Here is a 20,241-nt window from a genome sequence, read left to right on the forward strand (position 1 = left end):
TCGCCGGTTTAAACTCGACGGATTGCGTTTTTTGCGCGTCCGTCATTCGTTGATGTCTAGTATGCACACGGTAGTTTTCGGCTGGTTCGGCGGGTCAGCCGTCTGGTTCATTCCTCTTTTGTGGCGTCTCGTAAAGTCTGCACTGCCGGGCGGCGCGGGTCTGCGCGGCCCCGGCACGATCCGGCTGTGGCTCGGCTTCGTCTGCGTGCTGGTGGCGAGCTGCACACTCGAGGCGTCGCTGATCGGCGTGGCCGGCGTGAATGGCTTCGGCCATGCGCTGGCTGCAGGGTTCGGCCATCTGCTCGGGCATATCGGCACGCCCCTGGCGGCGCTCGCGCTGCTTTTCATCAGCCTGCCGTGGCTGATCGACTTCCGCTGGCGCGACTTCGCCGCCTGGGCCGACGGCGCGTTCGGCCTCGGCCTGTCGCGCGGCCTCGCCAAACGCGACGAGGAAGCGCGCCGTCATCGCAGCGTCGATGATGGTTTGCCGTCGCATGTTTCGCCGGCCACCAATACGATGGCGCCTAAAACCAATGGCCGTTATGCGCGCCCGACGGTCTGGCGTCCGCCGACGCGTGGACGCGACGCGGCTGCGGCCGGCGCCGCGGCGAGTGCGGCGGGTAAGGATGCGGCGGCGCGTGGCGCTGCGGCGAGCTGGCGTGCTGGCGCGGCCACGCCGCGCCGTCAGGCAATACAGGCTGAGCCGGTGCTGCGCACGGGGGCCGCGACGACACCGCCGCGACAAGTGCCGATGCAGACGCAACCACTTAAAGCGGACAAGGCGGCATGGATGCCGGCAGAGCCGGTCGCGCCGGCTGGGTGGTTGCGCGAGTCTGGGCCGCGCGCCGCTGCGCCGGGTGCGTCGGGTGCGTCCGGTGCGGCGGCTCGCGATGGGGCGTCGCAGATTGGACGTCGCTCGGCTGGTGAACAACGGCCGGCGGGATCTTTGGGGAGCGGCGCGGGTTTGGCTGCGGGTGCTGCCTTTGCGGCGGGTGCGGCGGGGGCGGCAGCTAAAGCGGCTCAAGCTGCGGCGCGCAACGACAGCGACGGCGCGAGCAATGTCCGGCGGCGCAGGCTCCCATGCGACCGTAGGTTCCGCAGGAAATGCGCCGACCGGTGCGGGTCGTCCTGCGACGACGACTCAAGGCTCGGCGGCCCCGGCGGCTCCAGTCAGTCGCGCGCCGGCGCCCCGGCAAGGTTTCTCGCCTGCCCCGCATTCCAACGATGTCACGCCGACGCCGGCCACGCGCCGTCCGCCGCCGAGCTACACGCGGCCGATGCCGGCGACGCAGAAAGTTACGCCACCCGCCAGCGTCCAGGAGACGCTACGCAGCATCGCAGAAAACGCCGCTCGCTGGACCGACATTGCGGGCGTCAGCCTCGCGCGCAGCACCGGCACGGAAAACGCAAAGGTGACGAGCGCGCCGAACGCCGCGCCGTCGTTCGAGGCTGAGCGGTCGAGTGTGGATGTGCCGCGAGCGAATGCGGTTGAACCGGCTTTGCCGCCGGATGAGAACGCGCCTTCGCTGGGTGTTACCGGTAATGCTAATGCTGCGGCTGATCACGCAATAGAAGCGCCGACCGATGCGCCGCGCATGGAAGCCGCGTTTGAAGATCCGCCCGAAGTCAGCCACGAGCCCGTCGTGCAATGGCCGATCGAGCCGCCGATTATTCAAGCTCCGTTGACGGCGGCGCCGGTGGTCGCACCTGCACCTACACCGGCACCTACACCGGCACCTGCACCTGCACCTGCACCTGCACCTGCACCTGCACCCGCACCTGCACCTGCACCTGCACCTGCACCTGCACCTGCACCTGCGTCGCAGTATGTGCCGCCGGTCGCCACGCCGACGCCGTTCCAGGTTTTTGCCGCGCAGTTGCAAGCAAGCGAAGCGACCGAGAATGAATCGCCGTGCGAAGACGATTCGATGGCATCGACAACTCACACCGACAGTCACGCGAGCCCGAGCGTTGAAACCGCGCAGACGCTCAGCAAGTCTGCGGACCATTCGGAAGTCGCCACACCGAAAGTCACCGGGCAGACGACTGCGCCGGCAATCACCGAACATTCGAAAGAAGCCGCACCGTTTGTCGAACCGCAACCCGCCGCGCCTGCACCGGTTGCTGAAGCCGTGATCGATAAAACGCTCGCGCCTTGGGAAACCGAACTCGATGCGGTCCTAGCGCAACACGCGGCTTCGTCATCGAGTGCGCCGGCTGTCGGCAGCGTCGTTGTGTCGAGCGGGGCAGTGCCGGCGCGTGACGCCACGCCATCGCCGAGTATCGCGCGCCAAAGCGAATTCGCCACGCCGATCGAAACGGAAACGGTGGACTCCCCTGCCCTCTCGGACGCACTTGAAGCATCGGACTCGTCGGTCACCACGCACGCTGCCAACATAGCCGCCGCAGTAACGCCGCAAAACTTCACGCCGCGCTCTTCGGAGTCGTCGGCCACCGCGCACGCGGCAGACATACCCACGGCAGCGGCGCCGCAAAGCATCACACCGCATGCTTCGGACTCGTCGACCACCGCACACGCGGCGAACATAACCACGGCAGCGGCGCCGCAAAGCATCGCACCGCACGCTTCGGACTCGTCCGCCCCCGCGCAAGCGACAAACATAACCACCGCAGCACCGCCGCAACCCATCGCGCCGCAAGCATCGAACGTAGTCCGCTTTCCGGGCTTTGTGGTTCAGGCCACGCCCATGGGATCCGACGTCATCGCCGACGCACCCTTCGCCGTCGAAGACCGCACCAACGAAGCCGCCATCCCTCCGCTAGCACCGCCAGCGCCGGCAACATCGGCACCGCTCGCCGCACCGTACACAACCGCGGTCCCATCCACGGAGCCCACGGAAGCCACGGAGCCCACCGCCCAACCACGCCCACCCCTGCGCGGCCACAGCCCCACCAACGGCTTCGAGTTCCACGCGCCCGCGGCATCGATGGTCGAACTGCCTACGCTCGACCTGCTCGCGCCCGCGGACATCGACGTCGAACCGGTCTCCGAAGAAAAGCTCATCGAAACCGGCCTGCTGATCGAACAACGTCTGCAGGAATTCAAGGTGCCGGTCACCGTCGTCGGTGCGTCGGCCGGCCCGGTCATCACACGCTTCGAAGTCGAGCCGGCGCTCGGCGTGCGCGGCAGTCAGATCGTCGGCTTGATGAAGGATCTGTCGCGCGGCCTCGGCCTCACGTCCATCCGCGTGGTCGAGACGATTCCCGGCAAAACCTGCATGGGCCTCGAATTGCCGAACGCCAAGCGCCAGACCATCCGCCTGTCCGAGATCCTCGAAGCCAGCGTCTATCAGAACTCGCATTCGCAGTTGACGCTCGCCATGGGCAAGGACATCACCGGCCATCCGGTGGTCGCCGATCTGGCCAAGGCACCGCACATGCTGGTCGCCGGCACGACCGGTTCGGGCAAGTCGGTGGCGATCAACGCGATGATCTGCTCGCTGCTCTACAAGGCGACGCCCGAAGAAGTCCGCCTCATCATGATCGACCCGAAGATGCTCGAGCTGTCGGTCTACGAAGGCATTCCGCATCTGCTCGCGCCGGTCGTCACCGACATGAAGCTCGCCGCCAATGCGCTGAACTGGTGCGTCGGCGAAATGGAAAAGCGCTATCGCCTGATGTCGGCGGTCGGGGTGCGCAACCTGGCCGGCTTCAATCAGAAAATCCGCGACACCGAAGCCAAGGGCAAGAAGCTCGGCAACCCGTTCTCGCTGACGCCGGACGCGCCCGAACCGCTCGCGCCGCTGCCGCTGATCGTGGTCGTGATCGACGAACTCGCCGACCTGATGATGGTGGCGGGCAAGAAGATCGAAGAGCTGATCGCGCGCCTCGCGCAGAAGGCGCGCGCCGCCGGCATCCATTTGATTCTGGCGACGCAGCGTCCTTCGGTGGACGTGATCACCGGCCTCATCAAGGCGAACATTCCGACCCGCGTGGCGTTCCAGGTGTCGTCGAAGATCGACTCGCGCACGATTCTCGATCAGATGGGCGCCGAGTCGCTGCTCGGCCAGGGCGACATGCTGTTCCTGCCGCCCGGCACGGGCTATCCGCAACGGGTGCACGGCGCGTTCGTCGCCGACGAGGAAGTGCATCGGATCGTCGAGTATCTGAAGCAGTTCGGCGAGCCGCAGTACGAGGAAGGCATTCTCGACGGCCCGGCCACCGACGGCGGTGCGGCGCAGGATCTGTTCGGCGAATCGCCGGATGCGGAAGCCGATCCGCTCTACGACGAAGCCGTCGCTTTCGTGGTGCGCACGCGGCGCGCGTCGATCTCGTCGGTGCAGCGGCAGTTGCGCATCGGTTATAACCGCGCGGCGCGTCTGGTCGAGCAGATGGAAACGGCGGGCCTCGTGTCGGCTATGGGCATCAACGGAAGCCGCGAAGTGCTCGCGCCTGGGCCGGCGGAATAAGCAACTATTGTTGGCCACCGCCAGTGCGAAACCACCCACCGCAAGAAAATGGGCCGCTTGAAAAAGCGGCCCATTTTTCATTCGATGCGCGCCGTCACATCACGCGCTTCGCCCACACTTACGACGGCGAGACCAGCTTGAAATCCACCGGCGAGCCGAGTTCGAAACGCTTCGGATTGGCTTCGAGCATACCGCTCTGCTGATCGCGCTTGAACACGTACACGGTATCGCTGTTCTGATTGCCGACGATCAGCCAGTTGCCGGTCGGGTCGATTGCGAATTCACGCGGCGACTTGCCCATGCTGGATTGATGACCGATCTTCTTCAGGTGCCCGTTGGTCGGGTCGACCGAAAAGATCACGATGTCGTTCGCGTCGCCGCGATTGGTGGCATACAGAAAGCGCCCGTCCGGCGACAGATGAATGGCCGCCGCGCCCACCGCGCCCTTGAAGCCCGGCTCGGTCAGCGAAAGCGTTTGCACCTGCGTGAGCTTGCCGTCGTTGTAATTGAACGTGCTGACGGTGGCCGCCATTTCGCTCGTCAGATACGCATGTTTGCCGTCGGCGCCGAACACCAGATGGCGCGGACCCGAGCCGGCTTTCTCCTGGTTGTAGCGCCAGTCGGTCGGGCCGAACAGCCCGCGGCTGCCGTCAGGCGTGTAGCGATACGAGTACAGCTTGTCCGCGCCGAGATCCTGCGCGAACAGATAGTGGCCGTCCGGCGAGAACACGGTGGAGTGAACGTGCGAGTTGTCCTGGCGGCCCTTCACCGGACCGCCGCCTTCGTGATGCACCGTGAGCACCGACGGGCCGACCTGACCGTCGGCCTGCAACGGGAACACCGCGAAGCTGCCGCCCGGATCGGCGGCCACCGAGTAGTTCGCGGTCAGCAAATACTTGCCGTCCGGCGACAGGCTCAGATAGCACGGATCATTGCCGTCCGAAGAGACCTTGTTGAGGAACGTCAGCTGGCCGCTCGCGGCGTCGAAACGAAACGCGCTGATGCCGCCGCGCTGCGTGGCCGGGCCGTTGTCGCCGGGCATTTCGTTGACCGCGTAGACGAAGCGGCGATCGCGGCTCACCACGAGGTAGGACGGGTTGACCGTCTGCGCGACCGAGACGCGCGTCGCTTCGCCCGTCCTGGTGTCGAAGCGATAGACATACAGGCCTTCGCTCTTCGGGCCGGTATAGGTGCCGACCACCATGTCATAGACGCCGTCGGCGGGGGCCGGGCCGGAATCTTGCGCAAACGCCTGCGTAGCAACAATCGAGACCATGAGCACGAAACCTTTTATTATCGAACGGGCGGAGCGCAATGGAGCAGGGTGCGCGGCGCGCCATGAGGTGGAAGCAGCAGCAGAAGGCAAGCGGGAATCTGCAACCGCAGGCATCGCGGCCCGGTGACGACGAAGCATATGACCTCCTCTACATCGGTTATTTGGTTGATTCGGTTGTCATGGTGTCTCTGGTCTGCCGCGCAATCGTTCGAGCGTTGTTCTTATCGAAAGAAGTATAAAAGCGTTGTGTCGGATCATGCAGCGAATCCGGTGACCGCTATCCGGTCAGGCGGCAATCGGCAGCATGAGTGGCAATTGTCCCGCCTGACGGGGCGTTTTTTCAATCGCGTCTCACACTACGGAGTCTTCATGAACGTCACACTCAGCCTGGGCCCGCTGGTTTCGTTGATCGCCGGTATTCTGATTCTCGTCATGCCGCGCCTGTTGAACTACATCGTCGCGCTCTATCTGATCATCATCGGCATCATTGGGATCTTCGGCGTGGGGTCGTCGCACTTCTGAGCGGCGGCGGCAATCTGCTACGCAAGCACGGGGCGCACGACCGGGCGCAGCGCCGGCCCGGCGGCGCCTCGCGTCGAGGCAGGACATAAGACGTGCGCAAGCGTCACGCGCCAATGGCCGTGAAGCACGAGGCAAGCAATAAAGCCGGATGGCACGGCGAAGCGGCGTAGGCTCGCCCGAAGCACGGTGAGTGTGCGGTCAGTGCGGTGCAGCAACCATCCGGCGTGCGCGAAGCGCCGTCAGTCAGCCGTTCGAAAGCTGGTCGAGACGCAAGCGTCCCTGCAGCGAGAGAGCGCCAACGGCATAATGGCCATCGCCTTCCTTATAGCGCCGGAAGCAGGCCCGTTCGACCAGAAAGGCGGCGGCGGTCAGCATGCCGTTGCGGCTTAGCCCTAGCCGGCCATAATCGAGCGGTAACATCGAATCGTCGGCAAGTTCGCTGGCGGCCGAGAGAATCGTAATGCAATCGGATTTCGACGGGTTCAGCATAGCTTTGGTCCTCGGAAACGGCGTCTGTATGCGCCATGGGCGGGGCCGGTTCATAATCCGGAAAGCTCCGGGCGTCGGCTTGAAATCTGATTGTAGGCATTGATTTGACAATTACCAACCCACGTTTCGCTGCATTGCATGATGAACCAAAGCGCATCGCGCAAGTCCGGTAACAACTACGACACCTCGATGACACCTTGCGCGGCGCCTCCGCGCCGCGCGCCATACTGACTCGCTCCTCATGCCCGCACTCATCGAAGACTATGCGCTCATCGGCGACGGCCACACGGCCGCGCTCGTTTCCCGCGAAGGTTCCGTCGACTGGCTCTGCTGGCCGCGCTTCGATTCCGGCGCCTGCTTCGCCGCCCTGCTCGGCACGCCCGAGAACGGCCGCTGGCTGATCTCGCCGGTCTCGGACACGCCGCCGACCATCACCCGCCGTTATCGCGGCGAAACGCTGATCCTCGAAACCGACTTCGAGACGCCCGAGGGCGCCGTCACGCTGATCGATTTCATGCCGCCGGGTAACGGCTGGTCGGAAATGGTGCGGCTCGTCGTCGGCAAACGCGGCACGGTGCGCATGAAGATGGAACTGGTGCTGCGTTTCGACTACGGCTTCTCGATTCCGTGGGTCGACCGCCTGAAGCACGACAGCGGCATCAAGGCGATCGTCGGACCGGACACCGCCGTGTTGCGCACGCCGGTCGAGTTGCGTGGCGAAGACATGAAGACGGTCGCCGAATTCACCGTCACCGAAGGCGCACGGGTGCCGTTCTCGCTCGCCTACTCACCCTCGCATCTGCGCATTCCGCCGGCGCGCGATCCGCACACCTCGCTGGCGCGCACCGAGAATCACTGGCTCGAATGGTCGGCGCGCGGCACGGTCGAAGGGCGCTGGGCCGAGCCGATCCGCCGTTCGCTGATCACGCTGAAGGCGCTCGCTTACGAACCGACCGGCGGCATCGTCGCCGCGCCCACGACCTCGCTGCCGGAGCAGCTCGGCGGCATGCGCAACTGGGACTACCGCTACTGCTGGCTACGCGACGCCACGATCACACTGCTCGCGATGATGCGCGGCGGCTATTACGACGAAGCTCGCGCGTGGCGCACGTGGCTCGGCCGGGTGATGGCCGGTGCGCCGGACCAGTTGCAGATCATGTATGGCATCGCGGGCGAGCGGCGCTTGCCCGAATTCGAAATCGACTGGCTGCCGGGCTATCAGGACGCGAAACCGGTGCGGATCGGCAATAACGCGGTCGGCCAGCGCCAGCTCGACGTCTATGGCGAAGTGATGAATGCGCTGCATCTCGCGCGCGTCGGCGGCCTGCAGGCGGACGACACCGCGTGGAACGTGCAGTGCGCGTTGCTCAAGCACCTCGACACGATCTGGCAGGAACCCGACGAAGGCATCTGGGAAACGCGCGGCGGCCGCCAGCATTTCACCTTCTCGAAGGTGATGGCGTGGGTCGCCTACGACCGCGCCATCAAGTCGGCGGAAATGTTCAAGCTCGACGGCCCGCTCGACGAATGGCGCGCCACCCGCGCGCAAATCCACGCGGAAGTCTGCGAGAAGGCCTGGAATCCCGCGCTCAACGCGTTCTCGCAGTGCTACGGCACCGACCAGCTCGACGCGAGCGTGCTGCTGATGCCGCTGGTCGCGTTCCTGCCGCCGAACGATCCGCGCGTCAAAGGCACCGTGGCGGCGATCGAGCGGGACCTGATGCGCGACGGCTTCGTGATGCGCTATCGCACCACCGAATACGACGACGGCCTGCCGCCGGGGGAAGGCACGTTTCTCGCTTGCTCGTTCTGGATGGTGGACAACCTGGCGTTGCAAGGCCGCCTCGACGAAGCAATCGCGATGTACGAACGTCTGCTCGCGCTCTGCAACGATGTCGGTTTGCTCGCGGAAGAGTACGATCCGGCTGCGAAGCGCCTCGTGGGCAATTTCCCGCAGGCGTTTTCGCATGTGGCGCTCGTGCACACCGGCCTGAACCTGATGAAACACGAGCAGGCGATGGCGCAGGCGACCGGGCAACCGCCCCATGACGGCACCGGAGAACCAGAACTTGATGCTGCTGCAACCCCCGATAGCGGCGCGGCAACATCGCCAGTAGCATGATTTAATGACAGTTTGCGTGATAGCCGCGCGCAAAATGCTGCATTGCACAAGTACGCTTTGTTCGATATGATCGACTAGACTGTCGGCCGAAAAACAATGTGCCCACAACCAAATTGGCCCGCCGCAACGCCACACGCGTGTTTGCGAAGCCCCATGCGAACCGCTTAGAACGGAGCACCCATGCTCTACCAACTGCACGAATTCCAGCGGGCGATGTTGAGCCCCCTTACCGCCTGGGCCCAGGCCGCGTCGAAATCCTTCGCGAATCCCGCCAGCCCTTTGGCCTACGTGCCCGGCGCCACGCGCCTTTCAGCCGGTTACGAACTACTCTACCGGCTCGGTAAAGATTACGAAAAGCCCGAGTTCAATCTTCATCAGATTGTCAAAGACGGTCATAACATTCCGATCATTGAACAGACGATCATCGAGAAGCCGTTTTGCCGCCTGATGCGCTTCAAGCGTTTCGCCGACGACAGCGACGCTGTTACCCAATTGAAAGACGAACCGGTCGTGCTGGTATGCGCACCGTTGTCGGGGCACCACGCCACGCTGCTGCGTGACACCGTGCGCACGTTGTTGCAAGACCACAAGGTTTACCTGACCGACTGGATCGACGCACGCATGGTGCCGCTCGAAGCCGGCGAGTTTCATCTGGACGACTACGTCGCCTACATTCAGGAATTCATCCGTCACATCGGCGCGAAGAATCTGCACGTGATCTCGGTGTGTCAGCCAACCGTGCCGGTGCTTGCCGCCATTTCGCTGCTGGCGAGCCGCGGCGAAGACACGCCGCGCACCATGACGATGATGGGCGGCCCGATCGACGCGCGCAAGAGCCCGACGTCGGTCAACTCGCTCGCCACGCAACACTCGTACGAGTGGTTCGACAACAACGTGATCTTCACGGTGCCGCCGAATTATCCGGGCGTAGGCCGTAAGGTTTACCCGGGCTTTTTGCAGCACACCGGTTTTGTCGCCATGAATCCGGAACGTCACGCGGCGTCGCACTGGGATTTCTACCAGAGCCTGCTGCGCGGCGACGAAGACGATGCGGAAGCGCACCGCCGCTTCTACGACGAGTACAACGCCGTGCTCGACATGGATGCGGACTATTACCTCGACACGATCCGCGTGGTGTTCCAGGAATTCCGCCTAGCCGAAGGCACGTGGGACGTTTCCGGCGAACGGGTGAAGCCGCAGGACATCACGAAAACCGCGCTCTTCACGATCGAAGGCGAACTGGACGACATCTCCGGCGACGGCCAGACCTTTGCCGCGCATGAGCTGTGCACGGGCATTCCGGAAGAGCACAAACGTCACTTCACCGCGGAGAAGTGCGGACACTACGGCATTTTCTCCGGACGCCGCTGGCGCACCATCATCTATCCGCAGTTGCGCGACTTCATCCTCGAGCACAACAAGGCGCCGAAGGTAGCGAAGGAAAAAGTCGAAGCCTGAGCGTCGCACGCGTAATCGACAAACAACGGCCTCTTCGGAGGCCGTTGTCGTTCATGAGGATCCCGAAGCCTCAGTGCGCCGCTTTTGACGCAGCCTACTTGCGCAACAGATACGCGAGCAGCAACTCGGTGTTCATCTGAATCACTTCACTGCGCTCGCTCGCGCTGCTGAAATCGCGGCCGAGTGTGGCTTCGAGCGTGAAGCGGTTCGACACGATGTAGTAGCCCATGCCCGAGAGCGTGACATAGAAGCGCAGCGGATCGACGTTGGTGCGGAACAGCCCCGCACGTTGACCGCGCTCGAGAATGCCGCCGAGCGTGGCGACAATCGGCGAGATCATTTCGCGGATGCGCGTCGACTTCTGCATATAGCGTGCTTCATGCAGATTCTCGTTATTGATGAGACGCAGCAACTCGGGATGATCGCGGTAGTAATCCCAAACAAAATGCGCGAGACGCGTGATCGCCTCGACCGGGGCGATGCCATTGAGCTCGAGCGTGCGCTCCGCTTCATTGAGCGCGCTGAACGCGTGCTCGAGTACGGCGGTAAAAAGCTGCTCCTTGCTACCGAAGTAGTAATAGAGCATGCGCTCATTCGTTTCCGCGCGGCGGGCGATCTGATCGACGCGCGCGCCGAATAGCCCACCATTTGCAAACTCTTCGGCCGCCGCAAGCAGAATGCGGCGCCGTGTGCCTTCAGGATCTCTTTTGATTTTCGGCTGATTCATGGTGGCATCGTCTTCGTGAGCCGCGTTATCCGGATCGCGCCGCCGGCCTCTCCTCGGGCCTTGCACCGACAGCACTGAACGGGCTGGTTGGGGGAATACCCTTCTGCGGTCTTTCGAAAAAAGCGCTTCGATTATGGCACATGGATTGCGGATGGCAATTGGGGAAATCGGCGATAATGTGCTATTTAGTTCAAGCTGTGCGGCCGCAAGCCAAAGCCCCACGTCGTGACCGTGACAGATACCAAAACACTCGCAGACCGCATCGAAGATCTGCTCCCCCAGACGCAATGCACCAAGTGCGGTTACCCCGCATGCCGCCCCTATGCCGAAGCCGTTGCAAGCGGTGAGGCCAACTACAATCAATGCCCGCCGGGCGGCGCCGAAGGCATCGCACGGCTTGCCGCTTTGCTCGGCAAGCCGGTGATTCCGCTCAATTCCGCCAACGGCGTCGAACGGCCGCGTCCGTTGGCGGTTATCGACGAACAAGTTTGCATCGGCTGCACGTTGTGCATGCAGGCCTGTCCGGTCGATGCAATAGTTGGCGCACCGAAACAGATGCATACGGTGATCGCCGAACTCTGCACCGGTTGCGATTTGTGTGTGCCGCCCTGCCCCGTCGACTGCATTGCCTTGCCGCCGGTCACCGGCGAAGCGACCGGTTGGGACGCGTGGAGCCAGGCGCAGGCCGACGCCGCGCGCGAGCGCCATGACCGGCGCGAAGCGCGTCTCGCCCGCGAGCGCGAGGCTGCCGAAGCACGTGCTGCAGCGCGGCGGGCCGGCAGCGCTCCCGCTGCTCAGGTTACCGAAACAACGCAAGCCGACGCTGCGGCGCCATCGGCCGCGCCCGCCGCGAACGACGCCGAAGCAAAGAAACGCGCGATTATCCAGGCCGCGCTCGACCGTGCTCGCAAGAAGAAAGAGGAACTGGCCGCCAAAGGCCAGGGCCCGCTGAACACCGAACGTGTGAGCGCGGACGTGCAGGCGCAGATCGATGCCGCCGAAGCACGCCGCCGCCGTCTCGGCCTCGCCGCGGACAAACCCGATACACCGTCCGATAAGCACTAACCGCACCGTCACGCCCAGCATGAACGCGAACAAACGCCGCGCCATCTACGAGACGTTTCAGAGTCTCACGCCTCATCCGACAACCGAACTCGAGTACACCACTCCGTTCGAACTGCTGATCGCCGTGCTGCTGTCGGCGCAGGCCACCGACGTGTCGGTCAACAAGGCCATGCGCAAGATGTTCCCGGTCGCGAACACGCCGCAGAAAGTTTTCGATCTCGGCGAAGAAGGCGTGACCGGCTACATCAAGACCATCGGCCTCTATCGCACCAAGGCGAAGAACGTCATTGCTACCTGCCGCATTCTGCTCGACCAGTACGGCGGCGAAGTGCCAGAGGATCGCGAAGCGCTCGAAAGCCTGCCGGGTGTCGGCCGGAAAACGGCCAATGTGATTCTGAACACCGCGTTTGGTCATCCGACCATCGCGGTCGACACGCACATCTTTCGGGTTGCGAATCGAACCGGTCTTGCACCCGGCAAGGACGTTCGCGCGGTCGAAGCGGCGCTGGAGAAATTCACGCCCGCCGAGTTCAAGCAGGACGCGCACCACTGGTTGATCCTGCACGGCCGTTATGTATGCAAGGCGCGCCGGCCTGAATGCTGGCATTGCGTGATCGAGCCGCTGTGCGAGTTCCGGCCGAAAACCCCGCCGCCGGATCTGTAGGGAACCGACACCTCATTCAACGCCAAAGCGCCGCCAGCAGCCCGCGGCGCCCCGGCGTAAAATGACGCCCTGCCTCGTCCGATTCACAGGCTGACGCTTTACAGGCTCACGTCACACGCCCCACTCAACGCACCGGTCTCACGATGTTCAATCCCAGCCGCGACGAAGTCCGTCTCTTCTTCACCGACACCTGGCGCAAGCAGCGCAAAGGCGAGATTCTGACGCCGCTGGAGGCGATCGCCGCCGACTGGATCGTCGAGCATCCCGAATACCACGCCGACCTGACCGACGGCGACGCCGCCCAGGCACAGGACTACTCGCCCGAACGCGGCCAGACCAACCCGTTCCTGCATCTATCTATGCATCTGGCGATCACCGAACAGCTGTCGATCGACCAGCCGCCCGGCATTCGCGCGGCGCACGGACGGCTTGCCGCACGCCTCGGCTCGACCCACGAGGCGCAGCACGCCATCATGGACTGCCTCGGCGAAACCATCTGGGAAGCGCAGCGCACCGGCACGCCGCCCGACACGGACGCATACCTGCAGCGCATCGAGCGGCGCGCCACGCGCGACTGAAGCTGGCACATCCGCTAGTCGGAACCAAGCGCCCAAAAGCACGACACCCCGCCGAAGCGGGGTGTCGTTCAATCCAAAAGCAGCGCGAAGACTTATGCGGCGCGCTTACTTCTTCTGCACCAGATCGCCGTTCAGCGATTCGACGTAAGCGGCAATGTCTTTCATGTCGCTTTGCGACAGGCTTTGCACCTGCGCCTGCATGATCGGGTTGTTGCGACCGAGGTGCGGGTTGCCGTTGCCCATCTGGTATTGGCGCAGCGCCCAGTAGACGTAATCGGAATGCTGACCCGCGAGCTTGGGATACTCCGGGCTCACCGGCTTGTTCAGGTTCACGCCGTGGCAAGCCGCGCAGTTGTGGCTGTCGGACAGCACCTTGCCGTTGCCGGCGTCGGCGGCGTGCGCGACGTTCGCTGCAACCAGACCGATCACTGCCGCCGACGCGCATGCAGCCTTGAACACCGTGTGGAGTGCCTGTTGGGGCTTATTCATGAATTCTCCTATCCCGCGAATTTATTTGCCGAGTGACTGGATGGACAAGCCGCCGGTCACTTGTCGGGATTGCTCTTCGAAGAGGAATTTTGCGCTGCGTAGTAGGCTGCGATGTCGGCGATGTCCTGATCCGACAGCGACGCGGTGATGGCGCGCATTGTTTCGAAATGGCGGTCGCCCTTCTTGTAGCCATGCAGGGCGTTCTCGAGGTACGCCTGGTTCTGCCCGCCGAGCATCGGCACGCGGTAGACCTCAGGGTAAGCCGTGCGGTATTCAGGGATGCCGTGGCAGCCAATACACATCGCGACCTTGCCTTGGCCCGCCTTCGCGTTGCCGACGACATCCGCTGCCTGCGCACCGGCCGTATAGCCCGCGAGCACCGACAGCGCTGCGATCACGACGTGTTTGCCAACGAATTTATTCATAGCATGTAACCTGGCTTGAGGGGAAACGGGCGACCAAAAAGGCAACGGCCCGCGCCGTTATTCTTATAGGGAGCCACGCAGGCCAAAAAAATCGGGCTAATTGTACCGCGACGCCGCGCCGAACGTCCACCGCGCGGGGCCGCGGCGCATCCGGCCACCGCAAAGCCACGGCTAGCGCCGGTTTGCTCCGCCGCGCCCGATCCGCAAGGCATGGCGGCCACCGCCGCATGCCGGGCGCTCGCGCCGGTTCGACACGCATCCGACACCGCATTCAGCCCGCTCTCGCCCGGCGCGCCCGCCCACCAGGCCCGCCGGGCGAACGTTCGGGCCGCTCGCCGGCGCCGCGTGCGCACTGGCTTCGCGCTACGGCACCGCGGGTGACACCTTACGCGAGGCGGTTTCAGGCCAACAGGCCTTCTGACTTATACTGGGTTTTTTCCCGAAAAAGAGCATCTCGCCATGCGTTTCGAAGGCTCATCGCAGTACGTCGCCACCGACGACCTCAAGCTCGCGGTCAACGCCGCGATGACGCTCAAGCGGCCGTTGCTGATCAAGGGCGAACCCGGCACGGGCAAAACCATGCTCGCCGAAGAGGTCGCCGCCGCGCTCGGCATGCCGCTTTTGCAGTGGCACATCAAGTCCACCACCAAGGCGCAGCAGGGTCTGTACGAGTACGACGCGGTGTCGCGCCTGCGCGATTCGCAACTCGGCGACGAACGCGTCAAGGACATCGGCAACTACATCGTCAAGGGCGTGCTGTGGCAGGCGTTCGAGTCGGAGGAGCAAACGGTGCTGCTGATCGACGAGATCGACAAGGCCGACATCGAATTCCCCAACGACCTGCTGCGCGAACTCGACCGCATGGAGTTCTACGTGTACGAGACGCACGAGCTGATCCGCGCGAAACAGCGCCCGCTCGTGATCATCACGTCGAACAACGAGAAGGAGCTGCCCGACGCGTTCCTGCGCCGCTGCTTCTTCCATTACATCAAGTTCCCCGATCCGGTCACCATGCAGCAGATCGTCGAGGTGCACTATCCGGGCATCAAGAAGGAACTGCTCGCGGCCGCCATGCAGAGCTTTTTCGAACTGCGCAACGTCGCCGGATTGAAGAAAAAGCCGTCCACCTCGGAACTGCTCGACTGGCTCAAGCTGCTGCTCGCCGAAGACATTCCCCCCGAAGCGCTGCGCTCGTCCGACCAGAAGCAGATCATTCCGCCGCTGCACGGCGCGCTGCTGAAGAACGAGCAGGACGTGAATCTGTTCGAGCGGCTGATCTTCATGAACCGCAACAACCGTTGAACCACCGTTGATTGATCGTTGATTGAGCGCCGGATGGTCGCCGGCCGGCCGCCAAGCCGCCATTGAAGCGCGCGGCGCCCCGACCACCCGCCGCCGCCGCAGAGGACCCAGCATGCTGATCGACTTCTTCTACTCGCTGCGCGCCGCCAAACTGCCGGTGTCGGTGAAGGAATACCTGACGCTGCTCGAGGCGCTCAAAGCCAACGTGATCGCGCCGTCACTCGACGAGTTCTACTATCTCGCGCGCATCACGCTGGTCAAGGACGAGCAGTACTTCGACAAGTTCGACCAGGCGTTCGGCGCGTATTTCAAAGGCGTCGCGCAAGCCTCGGAGCTCGCCTTCGACGTCCCGCTCGACTGGCTGAAGAAGAAGCTGCAACGCGATCTGTCGCCGGAAGAAAAAGCGCAGATCGAGGCGATGGGCGGCCTCGACAAGCTCATGGAGCGCCTGAAGGAACTGTTCGACGAACAGAAGGAGCGCCACGAAGGCGGCAACAAGTGGATCGGCACGGGCGGCACTTCGCCGTTCGGCAATGGCGGCTACAACCCGGAAGGCGTGCGCATCGGCGGCGACGCGGCGGGCAACCGGACCGCCGTCAAGGTCTGGGAAGCGCGCGCGTATCGCGATTACGACGACCAGGTCGAAATCGGCACGCGCAACATCAAGATCGCGCTGCGCCGCCTGCGCCGTTTCGCCCGCGAGGGCGCCGCCGAAGAACTCGACCTGCCCGACACGATCCGCAGCACCGCCGCGAACGCCGGCTGGCTCGACCTGAAGATGGTGCCCGAGCGGCACAACAAGGTGAAAGTGCTGATGCTGCTCGACGTGGGCGGCTCGATGGACGATCACATCAAGCGCACCGAAGAGCTGTTCTCCGCCGCCAAAGCCGAGTTCAAGCACCTGGAGTTCTACTATTTCCACAACTGCGTGTACGACTTCCTGTGGAAGAACAACCGCCGCCGTCACGCCGAGCGCATGCCGACGTGGGACGTGCTGCACAAATTCACGTCCGACTACAAGCTGATCTTCGTCGGCGACGCGACGATGAGCCCGTACGAAGTGCTGCAGCCAGGCGGCTCGGTGGAGTACAACAACGCCGAAGCCGGCGCGGTATGGCTGCGCCGGCTCGCCGATCACTTCCCGCACCACGCGTGGCTCAATCCCGAACCGGAAGGCTTGTGGGCGTACCGGCAGTCGGTCAGCGCGATCCGCGAGGTGCTCGGCCACCGCATGTACCCGCTCACGCTCGCCGGCCTCGAGACCGCGATGCGCACCCTGAGCAAATAGTCCGCTCGAGTTTTACATTCAACGATAAGAAAGCATCTGCATGAGTCCGTCTTCCACGCCCGATTTGTCCCCTGCCGTCACTCCGCCCGGGCGCCTCAACCCTTTCGCCGACACTTCGCTGTCCGCCATCGTCGCCGGTTTCGTCGCGATGATGACGGGCTACACCAGTTCGCTCGTGCTGATGTTCCAGGCGGGCCAGGCCGCGCATCTGAGCGACGCGCAGATTTCGTCGTGGATCTGGGCCTTGTCGATCGGCATGGCCGTCTGCACGATCGGCCTCTCGCTGCGGTTTCGCGCGCCGATCGTGATCGCCTGGTCGACGCCCGGCGCGGCGCTGCTGGTGTCGTCGCTGCCGCACGTGGCTTATGGAGAGGCGATCGGCGCGTTTATCGTCTGCGCGCTGCTGCTCACGCTGGTCGGCCTGACCGGCTGGTTCGACACGCTGATGAAGAAGATTCCGGCGGGCATCGCCTCGGCCTTGCTGGCGGGCATCCTGTTCGAGATCGGCATCGAGATTTTCCGCGCCGCGCAGTTCCAGACCGCGCTCGTGCTGACCATGTTCTTCACCTACCTGGTCGTCAAACGGCTCGCTCCGCGCTATGCGATCGTCACAACGCTGGTCGTCGGCACGGCGGCCGCCGGCGGGCTCGGACTGCTCGACTTCAGCCGCTTCCATGTCGCGCTGGCGCATCCGGTGTTCACGATGCCGGTGTTTTCGGCGGCAGCCAGTGTCAGCATCGGGATCCCGCTCTTCGTCGTCGCGATGGCGTCGCAGAACGTGCCGGGCATCGCCGTGCTGCGCGCGGACGGCTACAGCACGCCCTCGGCGCCGCTGATTTCGACCACCGGCATCGCCTCGCTGCTGCTCGCGCCGTTCGGCTCGCACGGCATCAATCTTGCGGCAATCACCGCGGCGATCTGCACCGGCCCCGAAGCGCACGAAAACCGCAACAAGCGCTATATGGCGGCGGTATGGTGCGGCATCTTCTACCTGATCGCAGGGGTTTTCGGCGCGACCATCGCCGCGCTGTTCGCGGCCTTGCCGAAGGCGCTGGTGGTCTCCGTCGCGGCGCTGGCGCTGTTCGGCTCGATCATGAGCGGCCTCGCCAACGCCATGCAGGACCTGAAGCAGCGCGAGGCGGCGCTGGTCACGTTCATGGTGACCGCGTCCGGGCTGACTTTGCTGTCCATCGGCTCGGCTTTCTGGGGGCTGGTGGCGGGCGTGCTGACGCAAGTGGTGTTGAACGCGCGGCGCGCCTGATCAGTCGGCAAAAAGCGCTCGGCGGAATCGGTCAGCGCCGGGTCGGTCGGCGGAAAATGCCGCCTGAAACCGCGTGAACGGATCGCCGTGGGCAACTGTCAATACCGCATCAGCCGATCCGCCATAGAATAGAAGCATCCGGCAGCGCTTTCCGTCAAAATTCCCCGGCAAGATGGCGGGCAGCGTTGCAGCGTGACCCGCGGCCGCCGGATCTGGTTAGCGTTTCAGGCCGGTGGCAACCTCATTTCTCCTGAACCACGGCGCGCACGCGCCCTGAAGGCTCGAACATGACAACCGCACTCGATCAACTCAAGCAATACACCACCGTCGTGGCCGATACCGGCGACTTCCAGCAGCTTGCCCAGTACAAGCCGCAGGACGCGACCACCAATCCGTCGCTGATTCTGAAAGCGGTGCAGAAAGACGACTACAAGCCGCTGCTCGAAAAGACCGTGAAGGCGCACGCGTCGAAGCCGGTCGGCGCGATCATCGACCAGTTGCTGATCGCCTTCGGCACCGAAATTCTCAAGATCATTCCGGGCCGCGTGTCGACGGAAGTGGACGCGCGCCTCTCGTTCGACACGCAAGCCTCGATCGCCAAGGGCCGCGAACTGATCTCGCTGTACAAGGAGCACGGCATTGGCCGCGAACGCGTGCTGATCAAGCTGGCTTCCACGTGGGAAGGCGTCCGCGCGGCGGAAGTGCTGCAGAAGGAAGGCATCCACTGCAACATGACGCTGCTGTTCTCGCTCGCCCAGGCGGCCGCCTGCGCCGAAGCGGGCGCGCAACTGATCTCGCCGTTCGTCGGCCGGATTTACGACTGGTACAAAAAGAATGCTGGCAGCGCGTGGGACGAAGCGAAAGACGGCGGCGCCAACGACCCGGGCGTCAAATCGGTGCGCCGCATTTACGCGTACTACAAGAAGTTCGGCTACAAGACCGAGGTGATGGGCGCGAGCTTCCGCACGCCGGGTCAGATTCTGGAACTGGCCGGCTGCGATCTGCTGACCATCAGCCCGGATTTGCTGCAAAAGCTGCAGGACAGCACCGATAAGGTGGAGCGCAAGCTGTCGCCGGATATCGCCAAAGGTGCGGATATCGAACGCGTGCCGGTCGACGAAGCGTCGTTCCGTTTCCTCGTCAATGACGAAGCCATGGCGACTGAAAAGCTCGCCGAAGGGATTCGCGCCTTCGCTGCGGACGCGGTCAAGCTGGAAAAGCTGATCGAAGCGTTGCGTTAAGCTTTGCTCGCGCCGCTTGGCTGGCGCGCAAAACACACGGCCTTGGACTTCACGGTTCCGGGCCGTGTGCCGTTTACCGACCTTCGGCGGTTGTGGTTGCGTTTGACCCGCGTCATGGACCGCCGCGCCTACGACATATCGTCACAATTAACGCCTGACGGACGACTAGAATCTTCTGCAAGGGCGATTCACGGTGGTCTATTAGCGTTGCCCCTGTGCGGGGCGGCACCTCCTTTCTTTGCCGCGGCAAAGAAAGGAGGCAAAAAAAACCGCTTTATACCGCCAACCCTTAAGCGGGCTCCCCGCGCAGCCACGGTAGTGGTGCATCTGGAATCCGTGCCCTCGCGCATTGTGCGCTCGTGACAAGGCACTCATTCTTCCGGCGGCGCTGCGCGCGCCGTCGCGGTACTTCTTCAAACCTGGGGCCCTTGCGTTGCTTGTTGCGGGGATATCGCGCTGCTCACCCTTTCCGGAGACGATCATGCTGGTTCAACCTTACGTATTTTTTAACGGGCGCTGCGAAGAAGCGCTCGACTATTACTGCGCGAAACTCGGCGCTCAGGTGACCTTCAAGATGCGCTACAAGGAGGCGCCGCCCGATCCGCAAAACCAGCCGCGGCCGGGTCTCGAAGAAAAGATCATGCACGCTAACGTGCGGATGGGCTCGACCGACTGGATGGCCTCCGACGGCCATTGCGATCCCTCGGCTACGATGAACGGCTTCAGCCTGTCACTCACCGCCGACGACGCCGCCTCCGCCGAAAAGTACTTCAATGCGCTCGCCGACGGCGGCCAGGTGACGCTGCCGTTTCAGCCGACTTTCTGGAGCAAGGGCTTCGGGATGGTGGTCGATCGCTTCGGTCTCATGTGGATGGTGACGGTGCCGGAGGGCTGAGCGTTGAGG

The 20,241-nt window shown here is 63.7% G+C and carries 16 protein-coding genes and 1 pseudogene; 12 read left to right on the forward strand and 5 right to left on the reverse strand.

Annotated elements, in window-relative coordinates; translation table 11 throughout:
- Window positions 1-61: 61 nt before the first annotated feature.
- Window positions 62-4,430: pseudogene (locus B0G74_RS47440) on the forward strand (DNA translocase FtsK).
- A gap of 118 nt (window positions 4,431-4,548) precedes the next feature.
- Here B0G74_RS47440 and B0G74_RS14095 read toward each other — a convergent pair.
- Window positions 4,549-5,844, reverse strand: a complete 1,296-nt coding sequence (locus B0G74_RS14095; protein ID WP_132375370.1) for a lactonase family protein — start codon at window positions 5,842-5,844, stop codon at window positions 4,549-4,551.
- A gap of 231 nt (window positions 5,845-6,075) precedes the next feature.
- On the opposite strand from B0G74_RS14095, the gene B0G74_RS14100 reads away from it, so the two are divergent.
- Window positions 6,076-6,228 (forward strand): DUF3096 domain-containing protein, encoded by a 153-nt coding sequence (locus B0G74_RS14100; RefSeq protein ID WP_007175701.1) that lies wholly within the window; start codon window positions 6,076-6,078, stop codon window positions 6,226-6,228.
- Window positions 6,229-6,471: 243 nt separating this feature from the next.
- Here B0G74_RS14100 and B0G74_RS14105 read toward each other — a convergent pair whose 3' ends face one another.
- Window positions 6,472-6,717 carry a hypothetical protein gene (locus tag B0G74_RS14105; protein WP_132375371.1) on the reverse strand — a complete coding sequence of 82 codons (246 nt, stop codon included), beginning with the start codon at window positions 6,715-6,717 and terminating at the stop codon, window positions 6,472-6,474.
- A gap of 241 nt (window positions 6,718-6,958) precedes the next feature.
- Between B0G74_RS14105 and B0G74_RS14110 the strand changes: the two genes are divergently transcribed.
- The gene (locus tag B0G74_RS14110) at window positions 6,959-8,839 is read left to right on the forward strand and encodes a glycoside hydrolase family 15 protein (RefSeq protein ID WP_132375372.1); all 1,881 of its coding nucleotides are present in this window, start codon (window positions 6,959-6,961) and stop codon (window positions 8,837-8,839) included.
- Between the two features lie 180 nt (window positions 8,840-9,019).
- Window positions 9,020-10,297, forward strand: a complete 1,278-nt coding sequence (gene phaZ, locus B0G74_RS14115; RefSeq protein ID WP_132375373.1) for a polyhydroxyalkanoate depolymerase — start codon at window positions 9,020-9,022, stop codon at window positions 10,295-10,297.
- A gap of 94 nt (window positions 10,298-10,391) precedes the next feature.
- Here the strand turns inward: phaZ and B0G74_RS14120 are convergent, their stop codons facing one another.
- On the reverse strand, window positions 10,392-11,024 hold the full coding sequence (locus B0G74_RS14120) for a TetR/AcrR family transcriptional regulator (protein ID WP_012432273.1): 633 nt from the start codon (window positions 11,022-11,024) through the stop codon (window positions 10,392-10,394).
- Window positions 11,025-11,249: 225 nt separating this feature from the next.
- Here B0G74_RS14120 and rsxB point away from each other — a divergent pair, with 225 nt between their 5' ends.
- From rsxB to B0G74_RS14135, 3 genes are all read left to right on the forward strand, one after another.
- Window positions 11,250-12,089 carry an electron transport complex subunit RsxB gene (gene rsxB, locus B0G74_RS14125; protein WP_132375374.1) on the forward strand — a complete coding sequence of 280 codons (840 nt, stop codon included), beginning with the start codon at window positions 11,250-11,252 and terminating at the stop codon, window positions 12,087-12,089.
- Between the two features lie 19 nt (window positions 12,090-12,108).
- On the forward strand, window positions 12,109-12,753 hold the full coding sequence (gene nth, locus B0G74_RS14130; RefSeq protein ID WP_132375375.1) for an endonuclease III: 645 nt from the start codon (window positions 12,109-12,111) through the stop codon (window positions 12,751-12,753).
- A gap of 143 nt (window positions 12,754-12,896) precedes the next feature.
- Window positions 12,897-13,331, forward strand: coding sequence for a DUF1841 family protein (locus tag B0G74_RS14135; RefSeq protein ID WP_132375376.1), 435 nt, complete (start codon window positions 12,897-12,899; stop codon window positions 13,329-13,331).
- Window positions 13,332-13,436: 105 nt separating this feature from the next.
- On the opposite strand, the gene B0G74_RS14140 is transcribed toward B0G74_RS14135, so the two are convergent.
- Both B0G74_RS14140 and B0G74_RS14145 read right to left on the reverse strand, forming a co-directional pair.
- On the reverse strand, window positions 13,437-13,820 hold the full coding sequence (locus B0G74_RS14140) for a c-type cytochrome (RefSeq protein ID WP_132375377.1): 384 nt from the start codon (window positions 13,818-13,820) through the stop codon (window positions 13,437-13,439).
- Window positions 13,821-13,876: 56 nt separating this feature from the next.
- Window positions 13,877-14,245, reverse strand: a complete 369-nt coding sequence (locus B0G74_RS14145; protein WP_132375378.1) for a c-type cytochrome — start codon at window positions 14,243-14,245, stop codon at window positions 13,877-13,879.
- A gap of 459 nt (window positions 14,246-14,704) precedes the next feature.
- On the opposite strand from B0G74_RS14145, the gene B0G74_RS14150 reads away from it, so the two are divergent.
- From B0G74_RS14150 to B0G74_RS14175, 5 genes are all read left to right on the forward strand, one after another.
- Complete coding sequence (locus B0G74_RS14150) at window positions 14,705-15,547, forward strand: MoxR family ATPase (protein WP_132375379.1); 843 nt, start codon at window positions 14,705-14,707, stop codon at window positions 15,545-15,547.
- Window positions 15,548-15,659: 112 nt separating this feature from the next.
- The gene (locus tag B0G74_RS14155) at window positions 15,660-16,835 is read left to right on the forward strand and encodes a VWA domain-containing protein (RefSeq protein ID WP_132375380.1); all 1,176 of its coding nucleotides are present in this window, start codon (window positions 15,660-15,662) and stop codon (window positions 16,833-16,835) included.
- A gap of 40 nt (window positions 16,836-16,875) precedes the next feature.
- The gene (locus B0G74_RS14160; protein ID WP_132375381.1) at window positions 16,876-18,096 is read left to right on the forward strand and encodes a benzoate/H(+) symporter BenE family transporter; all 1,221 of its coding nucleotides are present in this window, start codon (window positions 16,876-16,878) and stop codon (window positions 18,094-18,096) included.
- A gap of 287 nt (window positions 18,097-18,383) precedes the next feature.
- The gene (gene tal, locus B0G74_RS14165) at window positions 18,384-19,337 is read left to right on the forward strand and encodes a transaldolase (protein WP_132375382.1); all 954 of its coding nucleotides are present in this window, start codon (window positions 18,384-18,386) and stop codon (window positions 19,335-19,337) included.
- A 481-nt stretch (window positions 19,338-19,818) separates the two neighbouring features.
- Window positions 19,819-20,232 (forward strand): VOC family protein, encoded by a 414-nt coding sequence (locus B0G74_RS14175; RefSeq protein WP_132375383.1) that lies wholly within the window; start codon window positions 19,819-19,821, stop codon window positions 20,230-20,232.
- The last annotated feature ends 9 nt before the right edge of the window (window positions 20,233-20,241 follow it).

The sequence above is a fragment of the Paraburkholderia sp. BL9I2N2 genome (assembly GCF_004339745.1).
Taxonomy (GTDB): domain Bacteria; phylum Pseudomonadota; class Gammaproteobacteria; order Burkholderiales; family Burkholderiaceae; genus Paraburkholderia.